Raw genomic sequence first — 22,778 nt, 5'->3', positions numbered from 1 at the left:
AGAAAAATAAAAAAGCATATGACTCTTGTTAATCTTATGTTTGGGACATATATTAATGAATCAAAGAATAAAAGGCAAAGTTATTATGAATATAAAAATAGGGCATGATATGTACCCAGTATTGCCGCTGCGTGATTTGGTGATGTTTCCAAAAATGATAGTTCCTTTATTTGTAGGGAGAGACAAGTCTGTTAAGGCTCTAGAGAGAGCTGCGGTTACTGGTAGTGTATTGCTTGTTGCACAAAAAGACCCAAACAAAGATAATCCGAAGTTTAAAGAAATATATAAAGTAGGTGTCCTGGCAAAGATTTTACAACTTATGAAGTTGCAGGATTCAACAATAAAGATACTTGTAGAAGGCGTAAATAGAGTAAAAGTATTGAAGTATGAGGTTGAAGATAGTTGTTTAATAGCTGAAGTCACCTCTTTTGAGGATGTTTTTTATGATAATAGCACTAAAGAGGCGGTAGCAATTAGACGATCTTTGTTTGAGCAGTTTTTTGAGTATGTTAAAATAAATAAACGCATTAGCGAAGAAGTTGTATCAAATATCAATAAAATTGCTGATGACGCGGCATTTTGTGATGCAATTAGCTCACATTTATTGCTTCCTGTCGAGAAGAAGCAGGTTTTGCTTGAATCCAATAATGTTGGAAAAAGATTAGAGCGCTTGCTGATTTTCATAAATGCTGAAATAGAGCTGCTAAAGGCGGAAAATAGAATTAAGACCAGAGTTCGCAATCAAATAGAAAAAAATCAGAAAGATTATTACTTAAATGAGCAACTCAAAGCGATTCATAAAGAGCTTGGAGAAGAGGATTTTAAGGAAGAATTTAATGATATAGTGAAGAAGATTAAGCGCACCAAACTTTCAAAAGAAGCAAGAAAGCGTGCTGAATCTGAGTTAAAAAAACTTAGGATGATGAATCCAATCTCTTCAGAAGCAACGGTCATTAGAAACTATCTTGACTGGTTGCTTACAATTCCTTGGCAAATATTCTCACCTATCAAGAAAGATTTAGAGGCTGCTGCTGAGCTTTTGGATCAACAGCATTATGGCCTTGAGAAGGTCAAAGAGAGAATACTTGAGTATTTAGCCGTACACTTGCGTACGGATGACTTGAATAGCCCTATTTTATGTCTTGTTGGGCCGCCAGGTGTTGGTAAAACTTCACTTGCAAAATCTATTGCCGAGACCACAGGAAGAAGCTTTGTAAAGATCTCACTTGGTGGCCTCAGAGATGAAGCGGAGATCAAGGGGCATAGGAGAACTTACATAGGGGCAAGACCTGGTAAACTGATTCAGGGCCTTAAGAAGGCAAAAACTAGCAATCCTCTTATGCTATTAGATGAAATAGATAAGATGGGTCATGATTTTAGAGGAGATCCTGCATCTGCGCTGCTTGATATACTAGACCCTGAACAAAACAAAACCTTCAACGATCACTATTTAGAAGAGGATTATGATCTGTCAAAAGTGATGTTTGTGGCAACTGCAAATAGTATGGATCTTCCAAGACCACTTATAGATAGATTAGAAGTCATTAGGCTTTCAGGTTATACAGAAGATGAAAAGCTTGAGATTGCAAGGCACTTAATCCCAAAACAATCTAAGGCACATGGCTTGAGGGAAAATGAAATATCATGGGATGATTCTGCAATCTTAAAAATAGTTAGGCATTACACGCATGAAGCCGGCGTAAGAAGCCTGGATAGGGAAATTGCGAAAGTTATCAGAAAAGTAGTAAGAAAATCTATGTCATCTGACGATAAAGCTTTTCAAGTTAGAGTCGATGAAAATAATATCAAGGATTTTCTAGGACCCATAAAGCACACTATAGGTGAAACTACTAAAGGCTCAAGGGTTGGGATTACTAACGGTCTTGCATATACTGAAGCTGGTGGTGATTTGCTAGCAATTGAGGCTCTTGTCTTCCAAGGGAAGGGTGAAATGAAGATTACAGGAAAGCTAGGTGACGTCATGAAAGAGTCTATTCAAGCTGCTGTAAGTTATGTCAGATTTAATGCCGTTGAATTCGGAATTAAACCTGAGATCTTCAAAGATGTGGATGTGCATGTCCACGTTCCAGAAGGTGCGACCCCCAAAGATGGGCCTTCTGCTGGTGTTGGTATGTGTATATCAATCGCATCTGCCCTGACTGGTATTCCAGTGCGTAACGATGTTGCTGTAACGGGCGAAATGACACTAAGCGGAAAAGTGCTTGCAATTGGTGGTTTGAAAGAAAAGCTGCTTGCTGCGTTGCGTGGTGGCATTAAAACTGTAATGATTCCAAATGAAAATGTTAGAGATCTTGAAGAAGTGCCAGAAAAAGTGAAATCTGGCATGAAGATTGTTCCTATCAGCTCACTAAAAGAAGCGCTTGATATCGCACTAACAGAGCCATTTAAACAAAACGATCCTTCAGGAGGTATGGGCAATCTGATCTCCGCTCAGACGCCTCATCGTATTGAAGAAGTTCGTATCTCTTCTCATTGATCTGAAAGTTGCCCATGAAATGCGCATATATAAAGGATTATGACATTTGCTTGGGCAGAGCCCCATTGCCGATTCCAGAAGCAGAAGAGATCTTAATCAAAGTTGAGGCAATCGGCCTCAACAGAGCAGATATCTTGCAAGTGCATGGAATGTATCAAAGCAGGGAAAGTTTTTCTTCGGAATCCAAGCTTGAAATACCAGGACTTGAGGTGTCAGGTTTTTGTATGAAAACCGGCAAAAGAGTTATGGCTCTGCTAAAGAAGGGCGGACAAGCTGAATATGTGCCTGCGCACAGATCAATGGTATTTGAAATTCCAGAAGCAATTGATTTTGTTACAGCCGCTAGCATTCCAGAAGCTATTGTTACTATTTGGCTTAATTTATACAAGCTTGGAAAGCTTGAAGTGCCATCTATAGAGAGACTGACAAGGCATCAGCAATTAAATGGCTCTGTATTAATACACGGCGGCTCAAGTGGCGTTGGGATTCTTGCCGTACAGTTCGCACTCGCATCTGGTTATAAAGTCTATACTACTGCAAGCAGCGCAGAAAAACTCAACATATTCCATGATATCTATAAAAATAACCAACAAGAGGCGTTTGTTAAGCAAAACTTGCATCTCCTTTCGTACATAGATGATTTTCACGAAATAATAAGAAAAGATGGTGGTGTAGATCTGATTTTGGATATACTTGGCGGAGAGTATTTAGAAAAAAATTTAAAAGCTCTTAAAGAGTATGGAAAGATAGTTTCAATCGCTACCATGTCTGCTCTAAAGGCTGAGATAAGTGTGGGAAGATTATTGCTTAAGAACCTCACACTGATCGGTTCAACACTGAAGTCAAAGCCAATAGAACAAAAGATTGAGCTATTTCATGGAGCAATGAAAAATCTTCTACCACTTATTACAGAAAAAAATGTTCATGTTGTGATAGATAGTCAGTTCAAACTGGATGATATAAAGCTTGCATATGATAGGATTAAAAGTAGAAAGAATATAGGTAAAGTGGTGCTGACAGTACGTTAGAGGCAAATTATTAAATATACCGCAGGTAAATGAAGCATTGGTATGAGGCTTTAAAAAGAGCTAGGAAGAATTTGGGGACGTGTATAATTAATACATAACAAGTGGTCTTTTTTTAGGTGACAATTTTGAATGATATTACGAGTATACCTCTTTGTATCACCGAGAAAAATCTGTTATTAACTCTGGTGAGCAGCGCCTATTAAAGGTGCAGAATTATAAAATTAATACTAGATGTATATTGAAAGGGGCCTAAGCATAGTTGAGCTGCTACAAATTTGTCGAGCAGAACTAACACTTGCTTTTAAAAAAACTATAGAAAGCAACGAATTCAATATAGCAGGCTCTGCTATTGATGCTGAGCTCATTGTAATGCAAGCATTAAACATCCAAAGTAGAGAGGACTTGCTAAGAAGACATTGCCAGATGGCCAGTGATTATGAGGCAAGGGTATGCTATGCACTACTAAACAGGCGGCTTCAAGGAGAGCCCATGGCTTATATAATGGGAAGAAAAGCATTCTGGGAACACGACTTTGTCGTAAGCGAAAAAGTTTTAATTCCAAGGCCAGAGTCTGAGCTTTTTATAGAAGTTGCTATGCGCTACTTTAAGAGCTGTGACAGAGATCTGAAGATTTTAGAGCTTGGAACGGGAAGCGGGTGCATCATACTTTCGCTGCTTGATATTTTCAAAAATAGCTCAGGGATAGCAACTGACATATCTATTGATGCCATAAACGTTGCAAAGATTAACTGCGGTAATCTGAAGCTTGAATCAAGAGTAACATTTGTAGAAAGTGATTGGTTTGCTAGCGTTCCGAGAATAAAATTCGATATTATACTTGCAAATCCACCTTACATAGCAATTGATGAATTTCATAAGTTATCTGAAAGTGTAAGGTGTTATGAGCCAGAAAATGCCTTAACTGACTATGGCAGTGGGCTTTCGCACTACATAAAAATTGCGCAAGAGGCATCGCAATTCTTAAAGAAAGAAGGGGTTGGAATGTTTGAATGCGGCTATAACCAAGCAGCAAAGGTTGTGAAAATCATAGAGCAGAATAATTTAAAGAATTTAGAGGTAGTAAAGGATCTTGCTGGAATAGAGCGGCTTATAGTTTTTTCGGCGAATGTATAATATTTGAGAGTTTTCACGATTAGATAGAAGTATGATATGATCACTTTTTTAAAAACTAAAGAGTGGTTTTATGGTTTGTTGTAAGGGATGTTGCTCTGATATCTTTGTAAAGAATGGCATTGTGAGGGGGTGTACAGCGTTATAAGTGCAGATCATGTTCTAAATTTTGTTGAGGGCGATCTGGGCAAGAAGCCTCAAACAGCTGTTAAGAAAGCATTATGCGTTATGCTATATAGTCTTGGTAATGGCTCTTTTTCTATGTTAGGCAAGATATTATGGCATTCGCCGTCCATAATTTATCGCTGGGTAGTAGAGGTGATGGGCAAGACTCAGGAGCCAGTTGTCTCTTCGGATATTATGGAGATGGAATTCGACGAGATGTGGCATTTTATTGGTTCAAAAAAACAAGCTTTGGATCATTAAGGCAGTTGATCGTAGTACAAGGAGAACAGTTGCCTGGGTTACAGGCAATCGTGATACTGCAACATTCCAAAAGCTCTACAAAAAGTGAGTCATCTGAAAGAATGTCATTTTTATACGGATGATTGGGATGCTTTTTCTAAAATTTTACCCAAAGAGCGTCATACAATTGGAAAGTCTGGCACAGTATGTATCGAGAGAGATAATAGCAACACGCGACATCATTTATGCCGAATGACACGGCGCACTAAAATCGTTTCTAAAAAAGAGTCAATGGTATACGGATCCATCAAGCTTTGGTGCGCTCTTACTATTACACAAATATTCAAACAATATCAAGAACAGCTATTATCTATCTTTATGTGAAAACTCTCTTATATTTTACAAATCACATCGCAACCAACTCAACACACTACAAACAAAAGAAAGCTTTCTTTGGAACAAAAATGGAATATAATATTAAAGAAATAAAGATACTTGAGAGTTTTCACATAAAGATAGATAAGAGCTGTTCTTGATATTGTTTGAATATTTGTGTAATAGTAAGAGCGCACCAAAGCTTGATGGATCCGTATACCATTGACTCTTTTTTAGAAACGATTTTAGTGCGCCGTGTCATTCGGCATAAATGATGTCGCGTGTTGCTATTATCTCTCTCGATACATACTGTGCCAGACTTTCCAATTGTATGACGCTCTTTGGGTAAAATTTTAGAAAAAGCATCCCAATCATCCGTATAAAAATGACATTCTTTCAGATGACTCACTTTTTGTAGAGCTTTTGGAATGTTGCAGTATCACGATTGCCTGTAACCCAGGCAACTGTTCTCCTTGTACTACGATCAACTGCCTTAATGATCCAAAGCTTGTTTTTTTGAACCAATAAAATGCCACATCTCGTCGAATTCCATCTCCATAATATCCGAAGAGACAACTGGCTCCTGAGTCTTGCCCATCACCTCTACTACCCAGCGATAAATTATGGACGGCGAATGCCATAATATCTTGCCTAACATAGAAAAAGAGCCATTACCAAGACTATATAGCATAACGCATAATGCTTTCTTAACAGCTGTTTGAGGCTTCTTGCCCAGATCGCCCTCAACAAAATTTAGAACATGATCTGCACTTATAACGCTGTACACCCCCTCACAATGCCATTCTTTACAAAGATATCAGAGCAACATCCCTTACAACAAACCATAAAACCACTCTTTAGTTTTTAAAAAAGTGATCATATCATACTTCTATCTAATCGTGAAAACTCTTTACTGTTCGTTGAACAGTAAAGCAGTACAGCCCAGAAGTTCAGTGTGTTTGTATATTTATTTAGTCCATTCCACAAAAATTAGCACATGATTTGGCCCTGCGCTAATTTTTTTATAATTGATCCAGTGCCTAAAAACACTACGTTCATAAAATCCGTAAGGTTTTTGCGCTTATTATAACATTTTCTTACGGATTGAAAGACACTCCGGGCAGCATTTCATGCTTGTTCCGAGACTTTTTGCGCGCGTACTATTTATAATCTATCTGTCAAAAATTTATTTAGGCGCAAGAAGGCGCCTCCTACGCAACTTTTGGCGGATAGACTACTTATATTGCAAGATGCACTTGATATAGAATTGACAAATATATAGAATCCGTATTTTAGAAATGCAAGTAGTAGCAGTGACTATAGTCTATAATATGCAACTGCCGGCATCGCAAAATCATAAAATTGTATTTCAAAAATTAGCAAAAGGCCGCGATTTTTAGCTAATTTTTATACATTTAACTTTATGCAAAATTAGCGTAGTAGGAACTGCCTTCCGCTCCTAAATGAATTTTTTGGCGGAAGGACTAAATACAGTTCTTAAAAGAACCTGCACAAAGAAGATAAACAATTAACGAATAATATGTCACAAACAACTTATAAACAAGTAGACCCAAATCCAAATTTTTCAGATATAGAAAAGAAAATTTTAGATAAATGGCGAAAGGAAAAATCTTTTGAAAGATCTGTTGTGGGAGACAAAGAATATGTTTTTTATGACGGTCCACCTTTTGCAAACGGCCTACCTCACTATGGACATCTTCTGACAGGCTTTATCAAGGATATATTCGCAAGATATCATACTATGCTTGGAGAGCGTGTAGAACGTAGATTCGGGTGGGATTGTCATGGCCTTCCAGCTGAAATGGCCTCAGAAAAAGAGCTTGGAATATCTGGTAAGCTTGCCATAGAGGAATACGGGATAGATCAGTTCAACGCTCACTGTAGAACTTCTGTAATGAGATATACGAAAGAGTGGGAAGCATATGTGGAGCGGCAGGCGCGTTGGGTGGATTTCGCAAATGACTACAAGACTATGGAAATGCCCTATATGGAAAGTGTCATTTGGGCTTTTAAAACTCTATATGAAAAAGGCTTGATATACCAGGCAATGCGAGTAATGCCTTATTCTTGGGCATGCCAAACGCCAGTCTCTGATTTTGAGACAAGAATGGATAATTCTTATAGAAGAAAAGAAAGTAAAGCAGTTACTGTTTTATTTAAGATAAAAGATGCCATTAAGGCAATTTGTAAAAATGACCAGAATTGTTACTTCGTTGTTTGGACAACCACGCCCTGGACTCTTCCATCAAATTTAGCAATCGCGCTTGGAGCAGATATAGATTATGTCATTCTAGAAAAAGAAGGAGCGCTCTATATTATAGCAGAAGCATTGATGTCTAAGTATGCCAATGAACTAGGTGATAATATAGTAAAAAAGTGCAAAGGCAGCGACTTAATTGGAATTCATTATGAACCGCTTTTTGACTATTTTAAAGATCGCACAAATGCATTTGTATCGCTTGCGGCTGACTTTGTCACAACAGAAGATGGAACTGGAATAGTACATGTTGCACCAGGGTTTGGAGAAGATGATCAAGCGCTTTGCAAAGAAAACCATATAGAGATAGTATGCCCTGTGGACAGCGCTGGGAAATTTATATTTCCAGTAATAGATTATTTGGGCATGCAAGTATTTGAAGCAAACGATCCTATAATAATTGCACTAAAGAAGAAAAATTTATGGATAAAAACAGAGCAATATCTTCACAATTATCCGCATTGCTGGAGAACAGATACTCCATTGATTTATAAAGCTGTTCCTTCCTGGTATATAAAGGTTACAGCACTTAAAGAACAGATGATTGAAAATAATCAGAAGATTAACTGGATTCCAGAGCATATTAAAGATGGACTTTTTGGAAAGTGGCTTGAAAATGCCAGGGACTGGTCCATTTCACGAAACAGATATTTTGGCTGTCCAATTCCAATTTGGCAGAGTGATGATCCGAAATATCCTCATATTGAGGTATATGGCTCAATAGCACAGCTTGAGGAAGCTTTTGGTGTGAAAATAGAAGATCTGCATAGGCCGTTTATTGACTCTTTAGTGAAAGCAAACCCAAGTGACCCAACAGGAAAATCGAAACTAAGAAGAATGCCAGAAGTCTTAGATTGTTGGTTCGAAAGCGGCTCAATGCCATTTGCACAAGTGCATTATCCGTTTGAAAATCAGGAATGGTTTAATACACACGCACCAGCTGATTTTATAGTTGAATATGTTGCGCAGACTAGGGGCTGGTTCTATACGCTGATGGTTCTTTCAACAGCACTTTTTGATAGACCGCCGTTTTTAAACTGTATTTGCCACGGTGTAATATTAGGTGGGGACGGACAAAAACTCTCTAAAAGACTCAAGAACTATGCAGATCCAATAGATGTATTTGAAACTCTCGGTGCTGACGCAATGCGCTGGTTTATGGCATCTTCCTCTGTAATGAGGGGACATGAACTTTTAATAGATCAGGAAGCAGCAAGCATAAAAGAGGTTATTAGGTTGGTAATAAAGCCACTTTGGAATGCATACAATTTCTTTGTTCTATACGCAAACATAGATAAAATTATAGCTTCCACAAGCATTGCTAGTGAAAATTTATTGGATAGATATATCATTGCAAAATGTCAGCAAACGCTTTCTACAATAAAATCTTCCATGGATAAATATGACACAGTTTCCGCATGTGCTGCTGCTGAGAGATTTTTAGAAGCTCTAAATAATTGGTATATAAGACGTTCAAGATCCAGGTTCTGGAGATTTGAGAAGGATGATGACAAGATATCTGCTTATAACACTTTATACACCATTTTGACGCATTTTTGTCTTGCGATAGCGCCACTTTTACCGATGGTGACAGAAGAGATTTACTGCAATTTAAATGCGGAAGATAAAACTAGCCTGCACTTACAAAAATTTCCAATTATTGATGAATCAAAAATAGACTATCAGCTGATTAATGATATGGAAAAAGTGAGGGATGCATGTAACGCAGCCCTACATATCAGGAATGATCTTGGAATTAGAATAAGACAGCCTCTAGCAAAAGTGACATTTATAGGAGTTTCCAGTACGCTATTTGGTGAAGAACTAAAGCAACTAATTCTAGATGAAATAAACGTGAAAAGTTGGGAAAATCTAGCAGAAGATGAAATATCTAAATACGCAGATTTTAAATTGAAGCTGAATCTTGCAAGCATTGGGAAAAGACTGCCAGGGAAGGTTCAGTCTATAATCAAAGCAAGTAAAAATTCAGAATGGAGAATAAAAGATAATTTTGTCGAAATCAGTGGTGAAATTCTAAAACAAGAAGAGTTTGAGCTTAAACTTGAGCCAAAACCAGAGTGGACAAAAAATGTTGTTGCCCTTTCAAACAGTAATGCTTTGGTATTGTTAGATACCAATATAACAAAAGAGTTGGAGCAAGAGGGAATTGCTAGAGATTTTATAAGAGTTGTGCAGCAGGCAAGAAAAGACAGAAATTTAAAAGTTACTGATCGTATTACTGTACAATTTTTTACTAGCTCTCAAAATATAATCGATTCAATTGAGGCTTGGTCTAAATACATAAAAGAGCAAACTTTAAGTGATAGTATGCTATTTGTTAAATCTCTGGAGGAAAATGGTAGTATTATAGAAATAAATGACAAACCAATAGTGTTAAATCTGCTTTAGATACTTATTTGATAGCACTTTAGCTATACATAATTAAATACCAGCTCTTCATTTACCTGCGGTATATAATATAGCTATGTGCTTTTCTCTTAAAAGTCCATCCGCCAAAAATTGATTTGCATAGCAAATCAATTTTTGTGGAGAAGTGAAATGTGCAAAAATTAGCTCAGGAAGCAGCCATGCAATAATTTTTGGATATATTAATTGGTCCAGTGCCTAAGCAAACACTATTTGCATAAAATCCGTAAGGTTTTTGGGTCTTTTATAACATTTCCTTACGGATTAAAAGCGCTATTTTGACACTCAGGGCACCATTTCATGCTTGTTTTGAGACTTTTGGCGCGTATTAAAAATTTTTCTCAAATCAAAATAGCGATCTATAGGGAAGATATAATAATGGATATAAAAAAGAAGAGTAAAAAAAGAATTATAGCAGTGCAGGCAGATCCGCTGTCTACTTTCGTCTTGGAGACAGATAGCACAACCTTAATAGCGAAAGCTTTTGAATCTAGAGGATATAGCATATTTTTCTATGAACCTAAAAATCTTTCACTTTGGGGAACTGAAGTTATAGCGTATGGAACATTCGTTAGATCTTCCACTCATGATAGCAAGAAGTTCAACTTGGTTTCAGAGGAAACTTTGAATTTGGAAGATGTTGTTGCGGTTTTGATTAGGCAGAATCCGCCTTTTGATATAAATTATATAAACAATACGTATATATTGGATCTACTAAAAGGACGTACGATTGTCTCCAATGATCCGAGCGCAATTCGTAACTATCCTGAAAAGTTTTTTCCGTTTTTATTCCATGATTTGCTGCCACCCTCATTAATGACGCAGAATAAAGATGATGCTGCGCTATTCTTAAGTGAACATAAGCAAATAATCTTAAAGCCTTTTGGCTATTATGGTGGACGTGATGTAATAAAATTAACTATTGACGACAGCAATTTAGAATTTATATTAGACTCTTATTTTAACAAACATAATTGGGTGGTAGCGCAGCGCTTTTTGCAAGAAGTATATAGCAAAGATAAAAGACTCATTTTTGTAGATGGAAAGCTTGTTGGGGCTTTGGGAAGAATCCCTGCGATCGGAGATTTTAGAACAAATATATCTCATGGCGCAAAGAATGTTGTAACGCACATTAGTGCGCGTGAACAAGTGTTGGCGGATCTGCTATCTGAGACCTTTACCCAGCACAATATATTATTAGCGTGTGTTGATATGATTGATGAGTATTTGATAGAGGTTAACATCACATCCCCTTCCACACTGACTGTGTTTAATGAAATATATGGGGCTAGAGTTCAGGATTTGCTGGTGGATGCTATAGAGAAACGTTTGCAGAATGATTACGTTATAGGCAGTGCCCAGCTAGAGCGTGTATAAATTAGCATACTAAGCTTCGTCTTTTAGACAAATTTTATTAGCTTTTCGCCTGAAATATAGTGATATTTCAGGTCCTAAACGAATAAAAATTTATTCTAAAATGCTCATTTGTCGCACCCATTTACACAGGTTTTAGCTATAGTTGAATCTAGAAATGTTATTTAAACCACAAATATAGTTGTAAATATTATGCCAAGAATTAAGCGCAGAGGCTTGATTTTTTTGTTATCTGCTCCATCTGGTGCTGGAAAAACTACTCTCGCTAAGAAGCTACTTGAATGTGATAAACATTTGCATCTTTCTATCTCTATTACTACCAGGAAGATGCGTGCTGGTGAGCAGCATGGTGTGGATTACTACTTCACTGATATAGATAATTTTCGTAAGATGATTGAAGCTGGTGAATTCTTAGAGTATGCAGAAGTTTTTGGAGAACTTTATGGAACTCCGCGTAGTGCTGTGGAGGATTATTTGAGTCGAGGAGAGGACGTGTTATTTGAGGTAGACTGGCAGGGGCATCGTTCTTTAATTGCAACCACCAGAAATGATGTTAGTAGTGTATTTATTTTACCGCCATCTAGAGAAGAATTACTATCAAGACTAAATAAGAGGAATGATGGTGAAGAGATGGTAAAATATAGGATGGCAATGGCTGATACCGAAATTAGTCATTGGAACGAGTATGATTATACAATCATCAACAGAAATATAGAGTATAGTGTTGATAAGTTATATGCTATACTTAGAGCTGAGAGGCTAAAAAAAGAAAGGCGTCTTGGTCTTGCTAAATTTGTTGGAGGGCTTCTAAGTAAGCCTGAAGTTTGATAATAATAGATATTTCATATATGAATATGATGAAGAAAAGAATATTGTGTGTATTTGCATATATAACTTGTGTACTGTTTGTTGCTGCTTGTGGTCATAATGAATTTACTGCTTCTGAACAGAGCAGCTCACTAGACAGTTTGCCATTATCTGCACTTCCAGCTAGTCAATATAACCCAATCACAGGCAAATTTGTCGATGAAATAAATAAGGAATATGGAATTTGGTGGTTACCCAAATCATATGGAATACCATCGAAAGGTTGCTATTGATGAGTATAATAATGCGAGACGTGCTGAAAGTCCTACGGAAAAAGTGGCAAAATTGCCAAAAACCTTATGGATTTTGTTAAGTAGTATTTGTTGAGTACAGGACAAATTATAGCAACTCTCCTAAATAACAGCATATATTTGCTGCTTATTTTTTAGAAAATTTAAGATGAGATTTGAGTTTAGCTGTCCTAGAAGTATAGCGGCCATGCGCGCTTAAATTTAAAAAAGACGAAGCTAAATTGTGGGAGTTGCTATTATATTCGAAAATTAACTCAGGGCTGCGTCTTTAAGCTAATGTTTGTACATTTAACTTTCCGCAAAAATTTATTTGCGCAGCAACTTAATTTTTTATGGATAGACTTATTAGTGTTGTTTACTTATGAAAAAAAGAAAAATATCTAGCGTGTTATTTGCGGTTTCCTTAACGGCTCTGCTACTATCTATCTCTGCTTGCAAAGGACGAGGAATCGTAGAAGAAAGCCCTCTAGAAATACCACCTATTCTTCAGGATCAATAGTTTTTATTTCGGACCTCTCTTATGAAAAGGAGTCTTGATAGCATCATAAGAGATGAGATGCTGTATAATGGCTATGTCACTCTTGATTACTTTTTGTATTTAGCATCAGAGCACTACTACCAATTTTGTAATTCAATTGGAGAGCATGGTGATTTTATCACTGCCCCTTCCAGTACTCAGCTTTTTGGGGAGACTATCGCGATTTGGTGTGTAAAGAAGTGGTTAGATTCTGGAAGTAGAACGCTGAATCTAATAGAGCTTGGGCCTGGTGATGGTTATCTTATGCAGGATTTGCTTCGCTCTACCTCTCATGTGCCAGGATTTCATGAATCAATAAGGCAAGTGCTACTAGTAGAAAATAGTGAATTGCTAGCAGGTAAGCAAAGCATGAGTCTAAAAGGTTATCAAAACTTAAGCATCAAATGGATGAAGGAGTTAAGATTAGCAGATTTAAACTCGACTCAAGGTAACTTTACAATTCTCATTGCGAATGAATTTTTTGATGCATTGCCCATAAAACAATTTGTGTATGATGGGCAATCTAGATTCAGTGAAGTCGTTGTCACACTTAAAGATGACAAGCTATCTCTTGCGCGCCTTGCACCGACTGTACTTGAAAATTTTGATAGAATTAACAAGTTCAAAGAAGGGGCTGTATTTGAATATTCGCCTACAGCTTTGCTATACGCCGGGGAGATATCAGCTGTCTTAAAAAGTGCCGGAGGCTCAGGTTTAATAATAGATTATGGATACACCAACTCGCCTGGGCTTAGTACAATACAATCACTAAAAGGACATTCTAAGAATGATTTTCTCTGTAATATTGGGGAGTCTGACATTACAAGCCTTGTAAACTTTCAAGCGTTGCAGAGCGTGTTTCGTAAAAGTTCTTTTATTTGTAATTTGGATACGCAGCGTAATTTTCTAATTCAACATGGAATATTAGAGCGCCTTGAATATTTTCTAAAAAATCCTAAATTTTCTTTGGAACAAAAAAAGCAATTAAAAAAACACGCAGAACTTCTGATAGCAAGAGATAAAATGGGCGATCATTTCAAAATTCTCGAAGTGAATATTGCAAATGATTGAAGAGCATTGATTTATTTGCTGCAAAAGTGTAAAGTGCGGCGCATAAATATAACATTTTGCGCAGCTTAGGTAAGCGCATGCTTAAATTTATTCATAATGCAGCTCTTTTTTATCACTAATATTTCTAAATGCGTGCGCCTATCAATATAACTCACAGCTAACTAGCGCGAGTTGCCAATTAACTGATTGATTGCATGGTAGATTTTTAGGGGATTATAGGTTATTTTAAATTTTTTTAACACATAAAAATAACCTATGAAAAAGGATTTTACTGCAATGTACTGTTTTGTCGATGATGTTATGCAAGATCTATATTGCAAATTGCACGCAATTAATAATTGCAAATCTAAACCTGGAATGAAGAATTATTTAATCACTTATCAGTTGCAAGACAATAAACCTTCTAGTGCTATATCATACCTCAAGGCATGATAAATGCTCAATTTTAATTGGCAACTCGCGTTAAATAGATCGGCTAAGGAACTAACAAAGCTGGTATTTCAATGGCAGATAAACTCAAGATATGCACTATGCATTATGCAACAATGCTGCCAAGTCCTGGGCTAATTTTTGCACATTTGACTTCTCCACAAAAATTGATTTGCTATGCAAATAAATTTTTGGCGGATAGATAATTCTACTTTCTGTTTTTTTCTAATCTATAACCATTATTGGTATCTATCACACTATATCCTAATCTTTCTATTTTAGCTCTCAGCAGATCAGCTTCTACCCAATTTTTTTCCAATTTTGCTTTTACTCGTTCTTCTGCTATTAAATGAATATCATCTTCGATCTTATATTCTTTTGCTAGTAATTTTGCGGAAAAATCTAACCCGATTATGTCGCAAATCTTTTTCAACTCTATTTTGTGCTGTTCATTACCTTTAAGAGCGCTGGCTGCTATCTTATGCATATAAGACAACAAAGCTGGGGTATTTAAGTCGTCACATAGAAATCCCATCGCATTTGATATAGATAAATCAGTGTTTTCCTCTATCACTTCACTTGTTATATCTCTTACGGCAGAAAAAAATTTTTCTAAAGCTTTTTTAGAATCATAAAGAGCTTTTTCATTAAAATCTTGAGGTTTTCTATATTGTGTCGTTAGATAGAAATATCTAAGCGTTGTACCATCTATTCCATCATCTAAAACATCTCGTACAGTTTTAAAATTCCCAAGGCTTTTGCTCATTTTTTCACCATTTATAGTCAAAAAGCCATTATGTATCCAGTATTTTGCAAATGATACATCATTTGAATAACATCTGCTTTGTGCAACTTCGTTTTCATGATGTGGGAATATTAAATCTACACCGCCACCATGAATATCAAAGCTTTGACCAAGATACTTCATACTCATTGCAGAACATTCTATATGCCACCCAGGCCTTCCAAGCCCCCAAGGACTATCAAAACTGCACCAGGCCTCTTCTATAGCCGCAGGCTTCCAAAGAATAAAATCAGTAGGATTTTTCTTATAAGAAGCAACCTCTATTCTTGCTCCTTCTATCATTTCCGACAAATTTCTCTTAGACAATGCTCCATAATCTGGAAATTTCGCCACATTAAACAAAACGTGATTATCCGATGTATATGCAAAACCTAAACTCAAGAGACGCTCAATGATCTCTATCATAGCATCTATATTTTCTGTAGCTCTTGGCTCAACGCTTGGAAGCATACAGTTCAGAGCTAACATATCTTCATGAAAAAACTTTGTGACACGACTTGTGATAGAGTGAATACTCTCGTTATTTTCTTTTGCGATGTTGATTATTTTGTCATCAACATCAGTAATATTTCTAACGTACAAGACTTTTGGATATATCTGAAGTAAAGTTCTATATAGTACATCATATACTACACATGATCTAGCATTGCCAAGATGTGGTCTATCATAAACTGTAGGACCACACACATACATCTTGATACAATTTGGATCTATTGGAATAAATCTTTCTTTCACACCATTAGTTGACGTTGTGAAAGCAATGTTTTTTTCATATTTTAACTTAGGCATAAAACTATGGATGAGGAGCTACCACATAACTTTGGTAACAGATACTAAATATCTTTGTAATAAAATCAACTAAATAAATATATAAATAGTGCTATTAACAATTACTGCAGCAGAATTTCCCTCTGAGAAGTAATTAGTTTTTGTGTATAATGTGCATTCATAATACTTTATGAGTATATGAATATACGTGTATGATAACAATTAGTTAATACAGTAGTCCACATAACATTGCTTGAAGTTGTTCGGAAGAGAATTATGTTACTACTCAAAGAATGTTGGTATATTCAAAAATGTTATGAAGATCGCGATTTTTTTGCGTTTCAATAAGAAATTCTCAATTTCATGATCTAAATATATCAATTCAAGTTTGTTCAGATGAGCTGTGCTGAGCGTTATATCTTTTGAACTGCTTTTGTCAATTTTTCTAAATTCTTTTTTCTCTTTATGATTATAGGCTAAAATGCAAAGAGGATACGAAAATAAAAAAACAATTAGAGCAAATTTACAACTATTACGCAACGGCACTGATCTGCGGTACAGACAGGATGCCTGCATGAAATTTGTTAATAAATTTATTCGATTTCTTGAGTGGTATGTTTATGACGATAGGAAAATAATTTCTGGATTCTATCCTATCAAAAGCGAAATAAATGTATTACCTGCTCTATCCTACGCTGAATCTCAAGGCTATCAAATCGCTTTACCATATATAGATACTAGTGATGTGATGCAGTTTGCAAGATGGTCGTTTGGTGAGTCTACAAGGTTGCATCCTAAATTTGGATTCCCAGAACCAGTAGATACTTCAAATCCAATTAGACCAGGAATAATATTGATTCCACTCCTTGGATTCGACCGACGAGGCAACAGAATTGGATATGGAATGGGTTATTACGATAGAACATTGAAAACAGCAGAAAATGTTTCAGCAATACGCATTGGCTGCGCTTTTTCTATGCAAGAGTTAGGTTTGATTGACGCATCAGAAGATGATGCGAAGTTACACTTTGTGATTACAGAAAAAGAAATAATCAAAATGCTTTAAAAATTGTGAGTTGCCAACTATAAAATAATTAGTCTATCCGCCAAAAATTGATTTGCGATGCAAATAAATTTTTGTGGAGAAGTCAAATGTGCAAAAATTAGCGCAGTGCGGAATGGCATTATGCAACAATGCCGACCTGGCCCCGTGCTAATTTTTGGATATATATATATTTACCATACACTTGCAGGCCAATATAAATCCTCAGCTTCCTAGAGTTATGATCAAGGTGACTACGAAGTTAGACATCAAAAAGAGCTAAGAAAAATTTGTGGAACAGTGTATAATCAATACACAATAGACCTCTTGCATAACCTCATTCTGAGGTAGAAATTCTTATAGAGTAGATTTTTGCAAAACGTCACCAAACAATGATCTACGTGGGTGTTTTCATGTTTTAGTGACAATCAAATCACAGTTTGGAACAAGTTATGCAAGAGGTCTAATGAACGGCCTTTAAGAAGCGCCAATTTTGAAAAGTATGACTGGTATACAAAGCTTATCAAAAGACTATGTGTAACCTAAAAACAACAGTATTTTGCAAACTTAATCTGTGCATTTTATTCTTTATAAATATATTGCGAGGCAATATTTTCTTTCTGTTCTGTTTATAGCATTTGCCTTCGCTGGGCTAGTGCTTTTTTTTGATATACTAGAGCTCGCGAGAATTACATATAATACAGACATAACAATTTGTGATGTGCTCGGTATGTGTTTAATGAAGAATTACAGTCGCGTACAGAAAGTGTTACCATTTGTTATTTTAGTAGGGACGATTTTACTATACAGAAAATTAGGAGGGCGCGGTGAAATGGCCGCAATGAGAGCATCTGGACTCACAAGCATTCAAATCACTCTTCCTGCTATGTTCATTGTGATTTTATTTAGCATATTACATATTGTATTTTTGCATCAACTTAGCGCTTCTCTACTCGAAAGATATCAGTACTATGAAGCAAAATTTATGAAAAATAATGACAGCTTAGTTTCAGTTTCACAGTCTGGACTTTGGTTTAAATATCAAATGACAAATGAATATGTTATGGTACATAGTCAAAAGGTATCTGTCCCTACAAATGAAATGTATGATGTCGAAATATATTACTTTGATGAAAATGGAAAATTCTTGAAGCGTCTAGACGCTAGCAATGTTGAAGTGTTAGATAGCAGCGTGCTTGCTTATAATGCAGTTATTACAGATGCTAGTTACAGCACTCATTATCACGACACTTTTGCTGTACCAATACGAGTAAGACTTGAACAAATAACCGATAACCTGATGCTTCCAGAGACGATGACTATCCTTAGGTTATACGATTTTATAACATTTGCGAATGAATCTGGTTTTTCTAGTGTAAAATATCGGCTATATCTTGCACATCTTTTATTTTCGCCACTTATGTGTATTGCGATGATGTTTCTTGGCTATGGCTTCTGCTCAGTGTTACCAAGATTCAGGAGATCTTCTTTGCTGACGCTATCTATAATCTTTATATGTTTTGTCATATATTTTATGGTCGATTTTTTTTCTGCTATTGCAATGACTAATTCTATTCCAGTAATAGCTGCTGTTATCGCTCCTATAATAATTGCAGCAATGTTTAGTTATTATTGTATTTTGCACTATGAATTTACATGAAATAGACAAAAAGCTGCTAAATACTACTTTAGATAATCAGCGTATAGTAGCAATTGGGAACTTTGATGGTGTGCATCTTGCTCACCAAGAGATTCTTAAAAATTGCATTAGTATCTCAAGAGATTTAGGTAGAGAGATCTTAGTTGTAACCTTTAAACCACACCCATCTTGTATATTACGCCCAGATTTAGGGTTAAAGTTAATTACTGAATATTCATATAAAAAGAAGTTACTTGAAAGTATAGGGAATGTCAGTGTACTCACCATTCCATTTACTACAGAATTTTCTTTAATGAGTGCAAAAGATTTTATTAGTGAGATCTTGGTAAAAACTTTGAATGCATCACACATAGTTTCAGGGTATAATTTTCACTTTGGACATAACAAGCAAGGTAACTCTAGGATGCTACATAACATCTCATACGATATGAGATTCAAATATTTGTGCATTAACAAAATATATAGACAGTATCATGAAGTTTCATCATCTAATATACGCAAATTCTTGCAGTGTGGAGCGGTCAATATAGTCTCTGATCTATTAGGACGCAGGTATTCTGTAAAAGGAAAAGTGGTGAAAGGAAGAGGAACTGGTACTAAGCTAAGTTTTAGAACTGCAAATATAAATCTAGATGAAGGGATAATATATCCTAGGTATGGAGTATATCAGGTGAGTATTAATGTAGAAGGAATCTTGTATAATGGAGTTGCAAATATAGGACTTAGACCTTCTTTTAACCTTGATCAATCGCCAATACTAGAGGTACATATATTTGATTTTGATCGCAGCATATATGGCGCAGATGTTGTTGTTGAATTTTTAGATTTTATGCGACCTGAAAGAAAGTTTAGTAGCTTATCTCTCTTAAAAGATCAGATATTATTCGATATTCGTACAGCAAAGGGACTATTCCGATTATAACAAATTCAAAGTGACTCTGGCGCACTTCTCGTAAAGAGTTTGTCCGTTAAAAATCGATTTGCTTGCGCAAATAAATTTTTGCGGAAAGTTAGATGCACAAAAAGTAGCTTGGAAGCGGCCCTACGCTTCAAAAATTATGACGCAAGCGACTAAATAATATAGAGGAAAATATGCATAATACACAATTACAACTTCATGCTACAACAATTGTTTGTGTCAGGTCTGAGCGGTCTTTAGCAATCGCAGGAGATGGACAAGTGACACTTGGCAATACAGTTTTTAAATCTACGGCAAATAAATTACGCAAACTAGATAAAAATAGAGTATTAGCTGGTTTTGCTGGAGCAACATCGGATGCCTTCACACTTTTTGATAGATTAGAAAAGAAGTTACTTGGACATCCATCACAATTAAAAAAAGCCGCTGTTGAATTAGCAAAGGATTGGCGACTTGATAAATATCTAAGAAGACTGGAAGCAATGATGATAGTTGCTGATTCAGAATATACTTTTATCATATCTGGTCAGGGAGATATTATAGAGCCTGAAAGTAGGATCGCAGCTATAGGATCAGGTGGAAATTATGCTTTGGCTGCTGCTAAAGCATTATCAGAAAATACAGACTTAGATGCAGAGCAGATAGCAAAAAAAGCGATCAGTATAGCAGCCTCCATGTGTATATATACGAACAATAATATCAGCTTAGAGAAAATAGAATGGTGATAAATAAAGATGACAAACCTTAAGTAGAAAGAGATAGAGTTTCAATGTTATAGTTATTGGTTGATACCTTACATATGACACTGCTAGCAAAGTGCATAGGAAGGCGGCTACTAATACCAAATCCCACAAATAACAAGATATATTTAGACAAGTTGCCAATTATAAAATAATTTGCAACTCGCGTGAAAATAAGGAGTATTTTAACTACGCCAATTATTGCAGTATGAGGAGTATATCTCTAAACATCTAAAATTTTTGAGAATTTTATCTTTATATACTACTTGTACCTCAGTCTTATATATGTTAGAAGGCATCTTGGGAGTGTGATCTGGAGGCAGGTCTTTTGTATTCACCGGGTCAGGTTTGAAAAAAAGCAGCCAAAATACATTAACTCTGGGTTCCGGACATACTCCTATTATAATATACACGCTTCAAAAAGCTTAAAAAAAATTTTTCTATTCAGCTATTCTTTCATTGCTATATGCTCAAATAAATTACAAAATTGATCTGTTGTAACTTTTTAAAGTGAACTATTAAAGTACTGTGAGAATGAATAGAAAGACTCGGTTTATTGCTGTTATTGCGCTTTTATTATCGGTTATCGCTCAATTCCAGACTGCGTTGGCAAGTGGGAATATCAGTAAGATAACAAGTCAAGAGTTGAAGAATGAATTATATGCTGATGATGCACAAGTAAAAATCCTTTTTGTATTCACTTCATGGTGTGGAGTTTGCAAGAGGAGTATGCCAGATCTAACCAATCTTCATGAAAAATTTGCTGAAGGAAAAGAGGCTAAGATCATCGCTTTAAGTATAGATCATGATCTTGATAAGTTAGAGCAATATGTAGGAAGTATTGATGCTAGAAGTCTATACATATCTGCTCTCGATTTTAGTTCATCAAGAGATATCATAACTGCATTTAAAGAATTAGATGTGAACTACAATGGTTCAATCCCTTACATTGTGATAGCTTATAATGGGAAATTACTCGCAAGCGGAAATTATGACGTTAATTCGCTTTATAATGCAGTGTTGCATATACGAAGTGACTCACGGAACCATTAGAATGATATGTAACAGTTGTTAACTTGCGGTTAAACTTGTTGACTTTCAGTTCATCATAATTGCTTGAAACCAAAATTAATCCTCAGTTTCTTAGAGTTGTTACACAGACGACTAATTAAGTAGTATTTTTAAGACGCCAATTTTTAAGTATAGCGAACACACGCCATAATATTAGAGATCTTTAGTATATATGTCTAATTTGTTATGTATTTTCTTGCGAAATAACAGTGTGATGTATTACTTCTGCGTAGCACTTTACCTAGTTTTATCATAAAGTCTAAGAAATATTTTCTAGCTTTTTGCTAAGTGCTTGCAATATCTGTGGAATTATTATATATCTTACATGCGCGCTTAGTTTCTTAGGTGGCATATAGGGCGATTAGCTCAGTTGGTAGAGCATCTCGTTTACACCGAGAGGGTCGGCAGTTCGAGCCTGTCATCGCCCACCAGTTTTTTGGCATCTGGTACCTTGAGTACTGGCCATTATTGGGGGATGTAGCTCAGTTGGTTAGAGTGCTGGCCTGTCACGCCGGAGGTCGCGGGTTCGAGCCCCGTCATCCCCGCCATGTTTTAATTATAGCGATTGTGGTGTTCTGCTATGCTGAAGGTGAATCTTGTGTATTTCAGTTTGTAGAATATAGTATGTTTAGTTATTTTTACGAGGATTTATGCCTTCTTATACTGCAGGTACTTTCAATATCAAGCCTAAAGATGTTAAGAAGAATTGGTTTATTATTGATGTTTCTGGAATGCCTTTAGGGCGTGTTGCAGCACGTGTTGCGATGATTCTGCGTGGGAAGCATAAAGCTACTTTTACACCGCATATTGATTGTGGTGATAACGTAATAGTCGTCAACGCAAAAGAAGTAAAGGTTACTGGCAAAAAACTCGAGCAAAGCAAATTTTTCTGGCATACTGGATATCCAGGTGGTATCAAAGAACGTTCATTTGGCGACATATTATCTGGCAAGTTTCCTGAGAGATTATTTAAAAAAGCTGTTGAGAGGATGCTTCCTAAGGATAGCCCGTTGGCACACAAGCAGATGGGGAACCTTTATGTGTATCCTGGAGTAAGTCATCCACATGCTGGTCAGCAACCACAGGAGCATAAGGTAAAAGTCAGTGCAAATTAACATTACGT

Annotated in this window: 21 protein-coding genes and 2 tRNA genes; 19 read left to right on the top strand and 4 right to left on the bottom strand. The window is 36.2% G+C overall.

Features of this window, described 5'->3' with window-relative positions:
* Nucleotides 1-85 precede the first annotated feature (85 nt).
* The 6 genes from lon (at nucleotide 86) to AACK98_RS07215 (ending at nucleotide 5,445) form a co-directional block, all read left to right on the top strand.
* Nucleotides 86-2,497 (top strand): endopeptidase La, encoded by a 2,412-nt coding sequence (gene lon / locus AACK98_RS07240; RefSeq protein WP_339041098.1) that lies wholly within the window; start codon nucleotides 86-88, stop codon nucleotides 2,495-2,497.
* Between the two features lie 14 nt (nucleotides 2,498-2,511).
* Complete coding sequence (locus AACK98_RS07235; RefSeq protein WP_339041096.1) at nucleotides 2,512-3,525, top strand: zinc-binding dehydrogenase; 1,014 nt, start codon at nucleotides 2,512-2,514, stop codon at nucleotides 3,523-3,525.
* A gap of 231 nt (nucleotides 3,526-3,756) precedes the next feature.
* Nucleotides 3,757-4,659, top strand: coding sequence for a peptide chain release factor N(5)-glutamine methyltransferase (prmC, locus tag AACK98_RS07230; protein WP_339041094.1), 903 nt, complete (start codon nucleotides 3,757-3,759; stop codon nucleotides 4,657-4,659).
* Nucleotides 4,660-4,788: 129 nt separating this feature from the next.
* Entirely contained in the window at nucleotides 4,789-5,082 is a 294-nt protein-coding gene (locus AACK98_RS07225; protein WP_339041092.1) for a hypothetical protein, read from the top strand.
* Nucleotides 5,040-5,204 (top strand): hypothetical protein, encoded by a 165-nt coding sequence (locus AACK98_RS07220; RefSeq protein ID WP_339040402.1) that lies wholly within the window; start codon nucleotides 5,040-5,042, stop codon nucleotides 5,202-5,204. The genes AACK98_RS07225 and AACK98_RS07220 overlap by 43 nt, the downstream gene beginning before the upstream one ends.
* Nucleotides 5,167-5,445, top strand: coding sequence for an IS1 family transposase (locus AACK98_RS07215; protein ID WP_339040346.1), 279 nt, complete (start codon nucleotides 5,167-5,169; stop codon nucleotides 5,443-5,445). The genes AACK98_RS07220 and AACK98_RS07215 overlap by 38 nt, the downstream gene beginning before the upstream one ends.
* Nucleotides 5,446-5,566: 121 nt before the next feature.
* Here the strand turns inward: AACK98_RS07215 and AACK98_RS07210 are convergent, their stop codons facing one another.
* The 3 genes from AACK98_RS07210 to AACK98_RS07200 are packed head-to-tail and all read right to left on the bottom strand — an operon-like array spanning nucleotide 5,567 to nucleotide 6,223.
* Complete coding sequence (locus AACK98_RS07210) at nucleotides 5,567-5,845, bottom strand: IS1 family transposase (protein ID WP_339040346.1); 279 nt, start codon at nucleotides 5,843-5,845, stop codon at nucleotides 5,567-5,569.
* A complete protein-coding gene (locus AACK98_RS07205) occupies nucleotides 5,808-5,972 on the bottom strand; it encodes a hypothetical protein (RefSeq protein ID WP_339040402.1) in 165 nt (54 codons plus the stop codon). The genes AACK98_RS07210 and AACK98_RS07205 overlap by 38 nt, the downstream gene beginning before the upstream one ends.
* Nucleotides 5,930-6,223, bottom strand: a complete 294-nt coding sequence (locus tag AACK98_RS07200; protein WP_339041092.1) for a hypothetical protein — start codon at nucleotides 6,221-6,223, stop codon at nucleotides 5,930-5,932. The genes AACK98_RS07205 and AACK98_RS07200 overlap by 43 nt, the downstream gene beginning before the upstream one ends.
* Before the next feature lie 753 nt (nucleotides 6,224-6,976).
* Between AACK98_RS07200 and ileS the strand changes: the two genes are divergently transcribed.
* From ileS to AACK98_RS07175, 5 genes are all read left to right on the top strand, one after another.
* Nucleotides 6,977-10,123, top strand: coding sequence for an isoleucine--tRNA ligase (gene ileS / locus AACK98_RS07195; protein ID WP_339041090.1), 3,147 nt, complete (start codon nucleotides 6,977-6,979; stop codon nucleotides 10,121-10,123).
* A gap of 336 nt (nucleotides 10,124-10,459) precedes the next feature.
* Entirely contained in the window at nucleotides 10,460-11,518 is a 1,059-nt protein-coding gene (gene gshB / locus AACK98_RS07190; protein ID WP_339041088.1) for a glutathione synthase, read from the top strand.
* Between the two features lie 189 nt (nucleotides 11,519-11,707).
* Nucleotides 11,708-12,343, top strand: a complete 636-nt coding sequence (gmk, locus tag AACK98_RS07185; RefSeq protein WP_339041086.1) for a guanylate kinase — start codon at nucleotides 11,708-11,710, stop codon at nucleotides 12,341-12,343.
* Between the two features lie 20 nt (nucleotides 12,344-12,363).
* Complete coding sequence (locus AACK98_RS07180; RefSeq protein ID WP_339041084.1) at nucleotides 12,364-12,615, top strand: hypothetical protein; 252 nt, start codon at nucleotides 12,364-12,366, stop codon at nucleotides 12,613-12,615.
* Between the two features lie 538 nt (nucleotides 12,616-13,153).
* Entirely contained in the window at nucleotides 13,154-14,221 is a 1,068-nt protein-coding gene (locus tag AACK98_RS07175) for an SAM-dependent methyltransferase (protein ID WP_339041082.1), read from the top strand.
* A gap of 637 nt (nucleotides 14,222-14,858) precedes the next feature.
* On the opposite strand, the gene cysS is transcribed toward AACK98_RS07175, so the two are convergent.
* Entirely contained in the window at nucleotides 14,859-16,244 is a 1,386-nt protein-coding gene (cysS, locus tag AACK98_RS07170; RefSeq protein ID WP_339041080.1) for a cysteine--tRNA ligase, read from the bottom strand.
* Between the two features lie 460 nt (nucleotides 16,245-16,704).
* On the opposite strand from cysS, the gene AACK98_RS07165 reads away from it, so the two are divergent.
* The 8 genes from AACK98_RS07165 to rplM all read left to right on the top strand — a co-directional run bounded on the left by AACK98_RS07165 (nucleotide 16,705) and on the right by rplM (nucleotide 22,770).
* Nucleotides 16,705-17,289: a 5-formyltetrahydrofolate cyclo-ligase gene (locus tag AACK98_RS07165; RefSeq protein WP_339041078.1), complete on the top strand. Its 585-nt coding sequence runs from the start codon at nucleotides 16,705-16,707 to the stop codon at nucleotides 17,287-17,289.
* Nucleotides 17,290-17,839: 550 nt separating this feature from the next.
* On the top strand, nucleotides 17,840-18,925 hold the full coding sequence (locus AACK98_RS07160) for an LptF/LptG family permease (protein ID WP_339041076.1): 1,086 nt from the start codon (nucleotides 17,840-17,842) through the stop codon (nucleotides 18,923-18,925).
* The gene (locus tag AACK98_RS07155) at nucleotides 18,912-19,847 is read left to right on the top strand and encodes a bifunctional riboflavin kinase/FAD synthetase (protein ID WP_339041075.1); all 936 of its coding nucleotides are present in this window, start codon (nucleotides 18,912-18,914) and stop codon (nucleotides 19,845-19,847) included. The genes AACK98_RS07160 and AACK98_RS07155 overlap by 14 nt, the downstream gene beginning before the upstream one ends.
* Before the next feature lie 170 nt (nucleotides 19,848-20,017).
* Nucleotides 20,018-20,569, top strand: coding sequence for an ATP-dependent protease subunit HslV (hslV, locus tag AACK98_RS07150; protein ID WP_339041073.1), 552 nt, complete (start codon nucleotides 20,018-20,020; stop codon nucleotides 20,567-20,569).
* Nucleotides 20,570-21,118: 549 nt separating this feature from the next.
* On the top strand, nucleotides 21,119-21,637 hold the full coding sequence (locus tag AACK98_RS07145) for a thioredoxin family protein (protein ID WP_339041071.1): 519 nt from the start codon (nucleotides 21,119-21,121) through the stop codon (nucleotides 21,635-21,637).
* 373 nt (nucleotides 21,638-22,010) lie between these two features.
* Nucleotides 22,011-22,086: transfer RNA gene (locus AACK98_RS07140), tRNA-Val, on the top strand.
* Nucleotides 22,087-22,126: 40 nt separating this feature from the next.
* Nucleotides 22,127-22,203 (top strand) — tRNA-Asp (locus AACK98_RS07135).
* A 102-nt stretch (nucleotides 22,204-22,305) separates the two neighbouring features.
* Nucleotides 22,306-22,770, top strand: a complete 465-nt coding sequence (gene rplM, locus AACK98_RS07130) for a 50S ribosomal protein L13 (protein ID WP_339041069.1) — start codon at nucleotides 22,306-22,308, stop codon at nucleotides 22,768-22,770.
* Nucleotides 22,771-22,778 lie beyond the last annotated feature (8 nt).

It is taken from the genome of Candidatus Lariskella endosymbiont of Hedychridium roseum (genome assembly GCF_964020185.1).
Lineage (GTDB): Bacteria > Pseudomonadota > Alphaproteobacteria > Rickettsiales > Midichloriaceae > Lariskella.
This window is presented reverse-complemented; position numbering and strand designations above follow the sequence as displayed.

Excerpts from the sequence above, each read along its gene's own strand:
- lon (WP_339041098.1), top strand. The coding sequence starts at position 86 with ATGAATATAAAAATAGGGCATGATATGTACCCAGTATTGCCGCTGCGT.
- AACK98_RS07235 (WP_339041096.1), top strand. The coding sequence starts at position 2,512 with ATGAAATGCGCATATATAAAGGATTATGACATTTGCTTGGGCAGAGCC.
- prmC (WP_339041094.1), top strand. The coding sequence starts at position 3,757 with ATGTATATTGAAAGGGGCCTAAGCATAGTTGAGCTGCTACAAATTTGT.
- ileS (WP_339041090.1), top strand. The coding sequence starts at position 6,977 with ATGTCACAAACAACTTATAAACAAGTAGACCCAAATCCAAATTTTTCA.
- gmk (WP_339041086.1), top strand. The coding sequence starts at position 11,708 with ATGCCAAGAATTAAGCGCAGAGGCTTGATTTTTTTGTTATCTGCTCCA.
- AACK98_RS07180 (WP_339041084.1), top strand. The coding sequence starts at position 12,364 with ATGAATATGATGAAGAAAAGAATATTGTGTGTATTTGCATATATAACT.
- AACK98_RS07175 (WP_339041082.1), top strand. The coding sequence starts at position 13,154 with ATGAAAAGGAGTCTTGATAGCATCATAAGAGATGAGATGCTGTATAAT.
- cysS (WP_339041080.1), bottom strand. The coding sequence starts at position 16,244 with ATGCCTAAGTTAAAATATGAAAAAAACATTGCTTTCACAACGTCAACT.
- AACK98_RS07165 (WP_339041078.1), top strand. The coding sequence starts at position 16,705 with ATGCAAAGAGGATACGAAAATAAAAAAACAATTAGAGCAAATTTACAA.
- AACK98_RS07155 (WP_339041075.1), top strand. The coding sequence starts at position 18,912 with ATGAATTTACATGAAATAGACAAAAAGCTGCTAAATACTACTTTAGAT.
- hslV (WP_339041073.1), top strand. The coding sequence starts at position 20,018 with ATGCATAATACACAATTACAACTTCATGCTACAACAATTGTTTGTGTC.
- AACK98_RS07145 (WP_339041071.1), top strand. The coding sequence starts at position 21,119 with ATGAATAGAAAGACTCGGTTTATTGCTGTTATTGCGCTTTTATTATCG.
- rplM (WP_339041069.1), top strand. The coding sequence starts at position 22,306 with ATGCCTTCTTATACTGCAGGTACTTTCAATATCAAGCCTAAAGATGTT.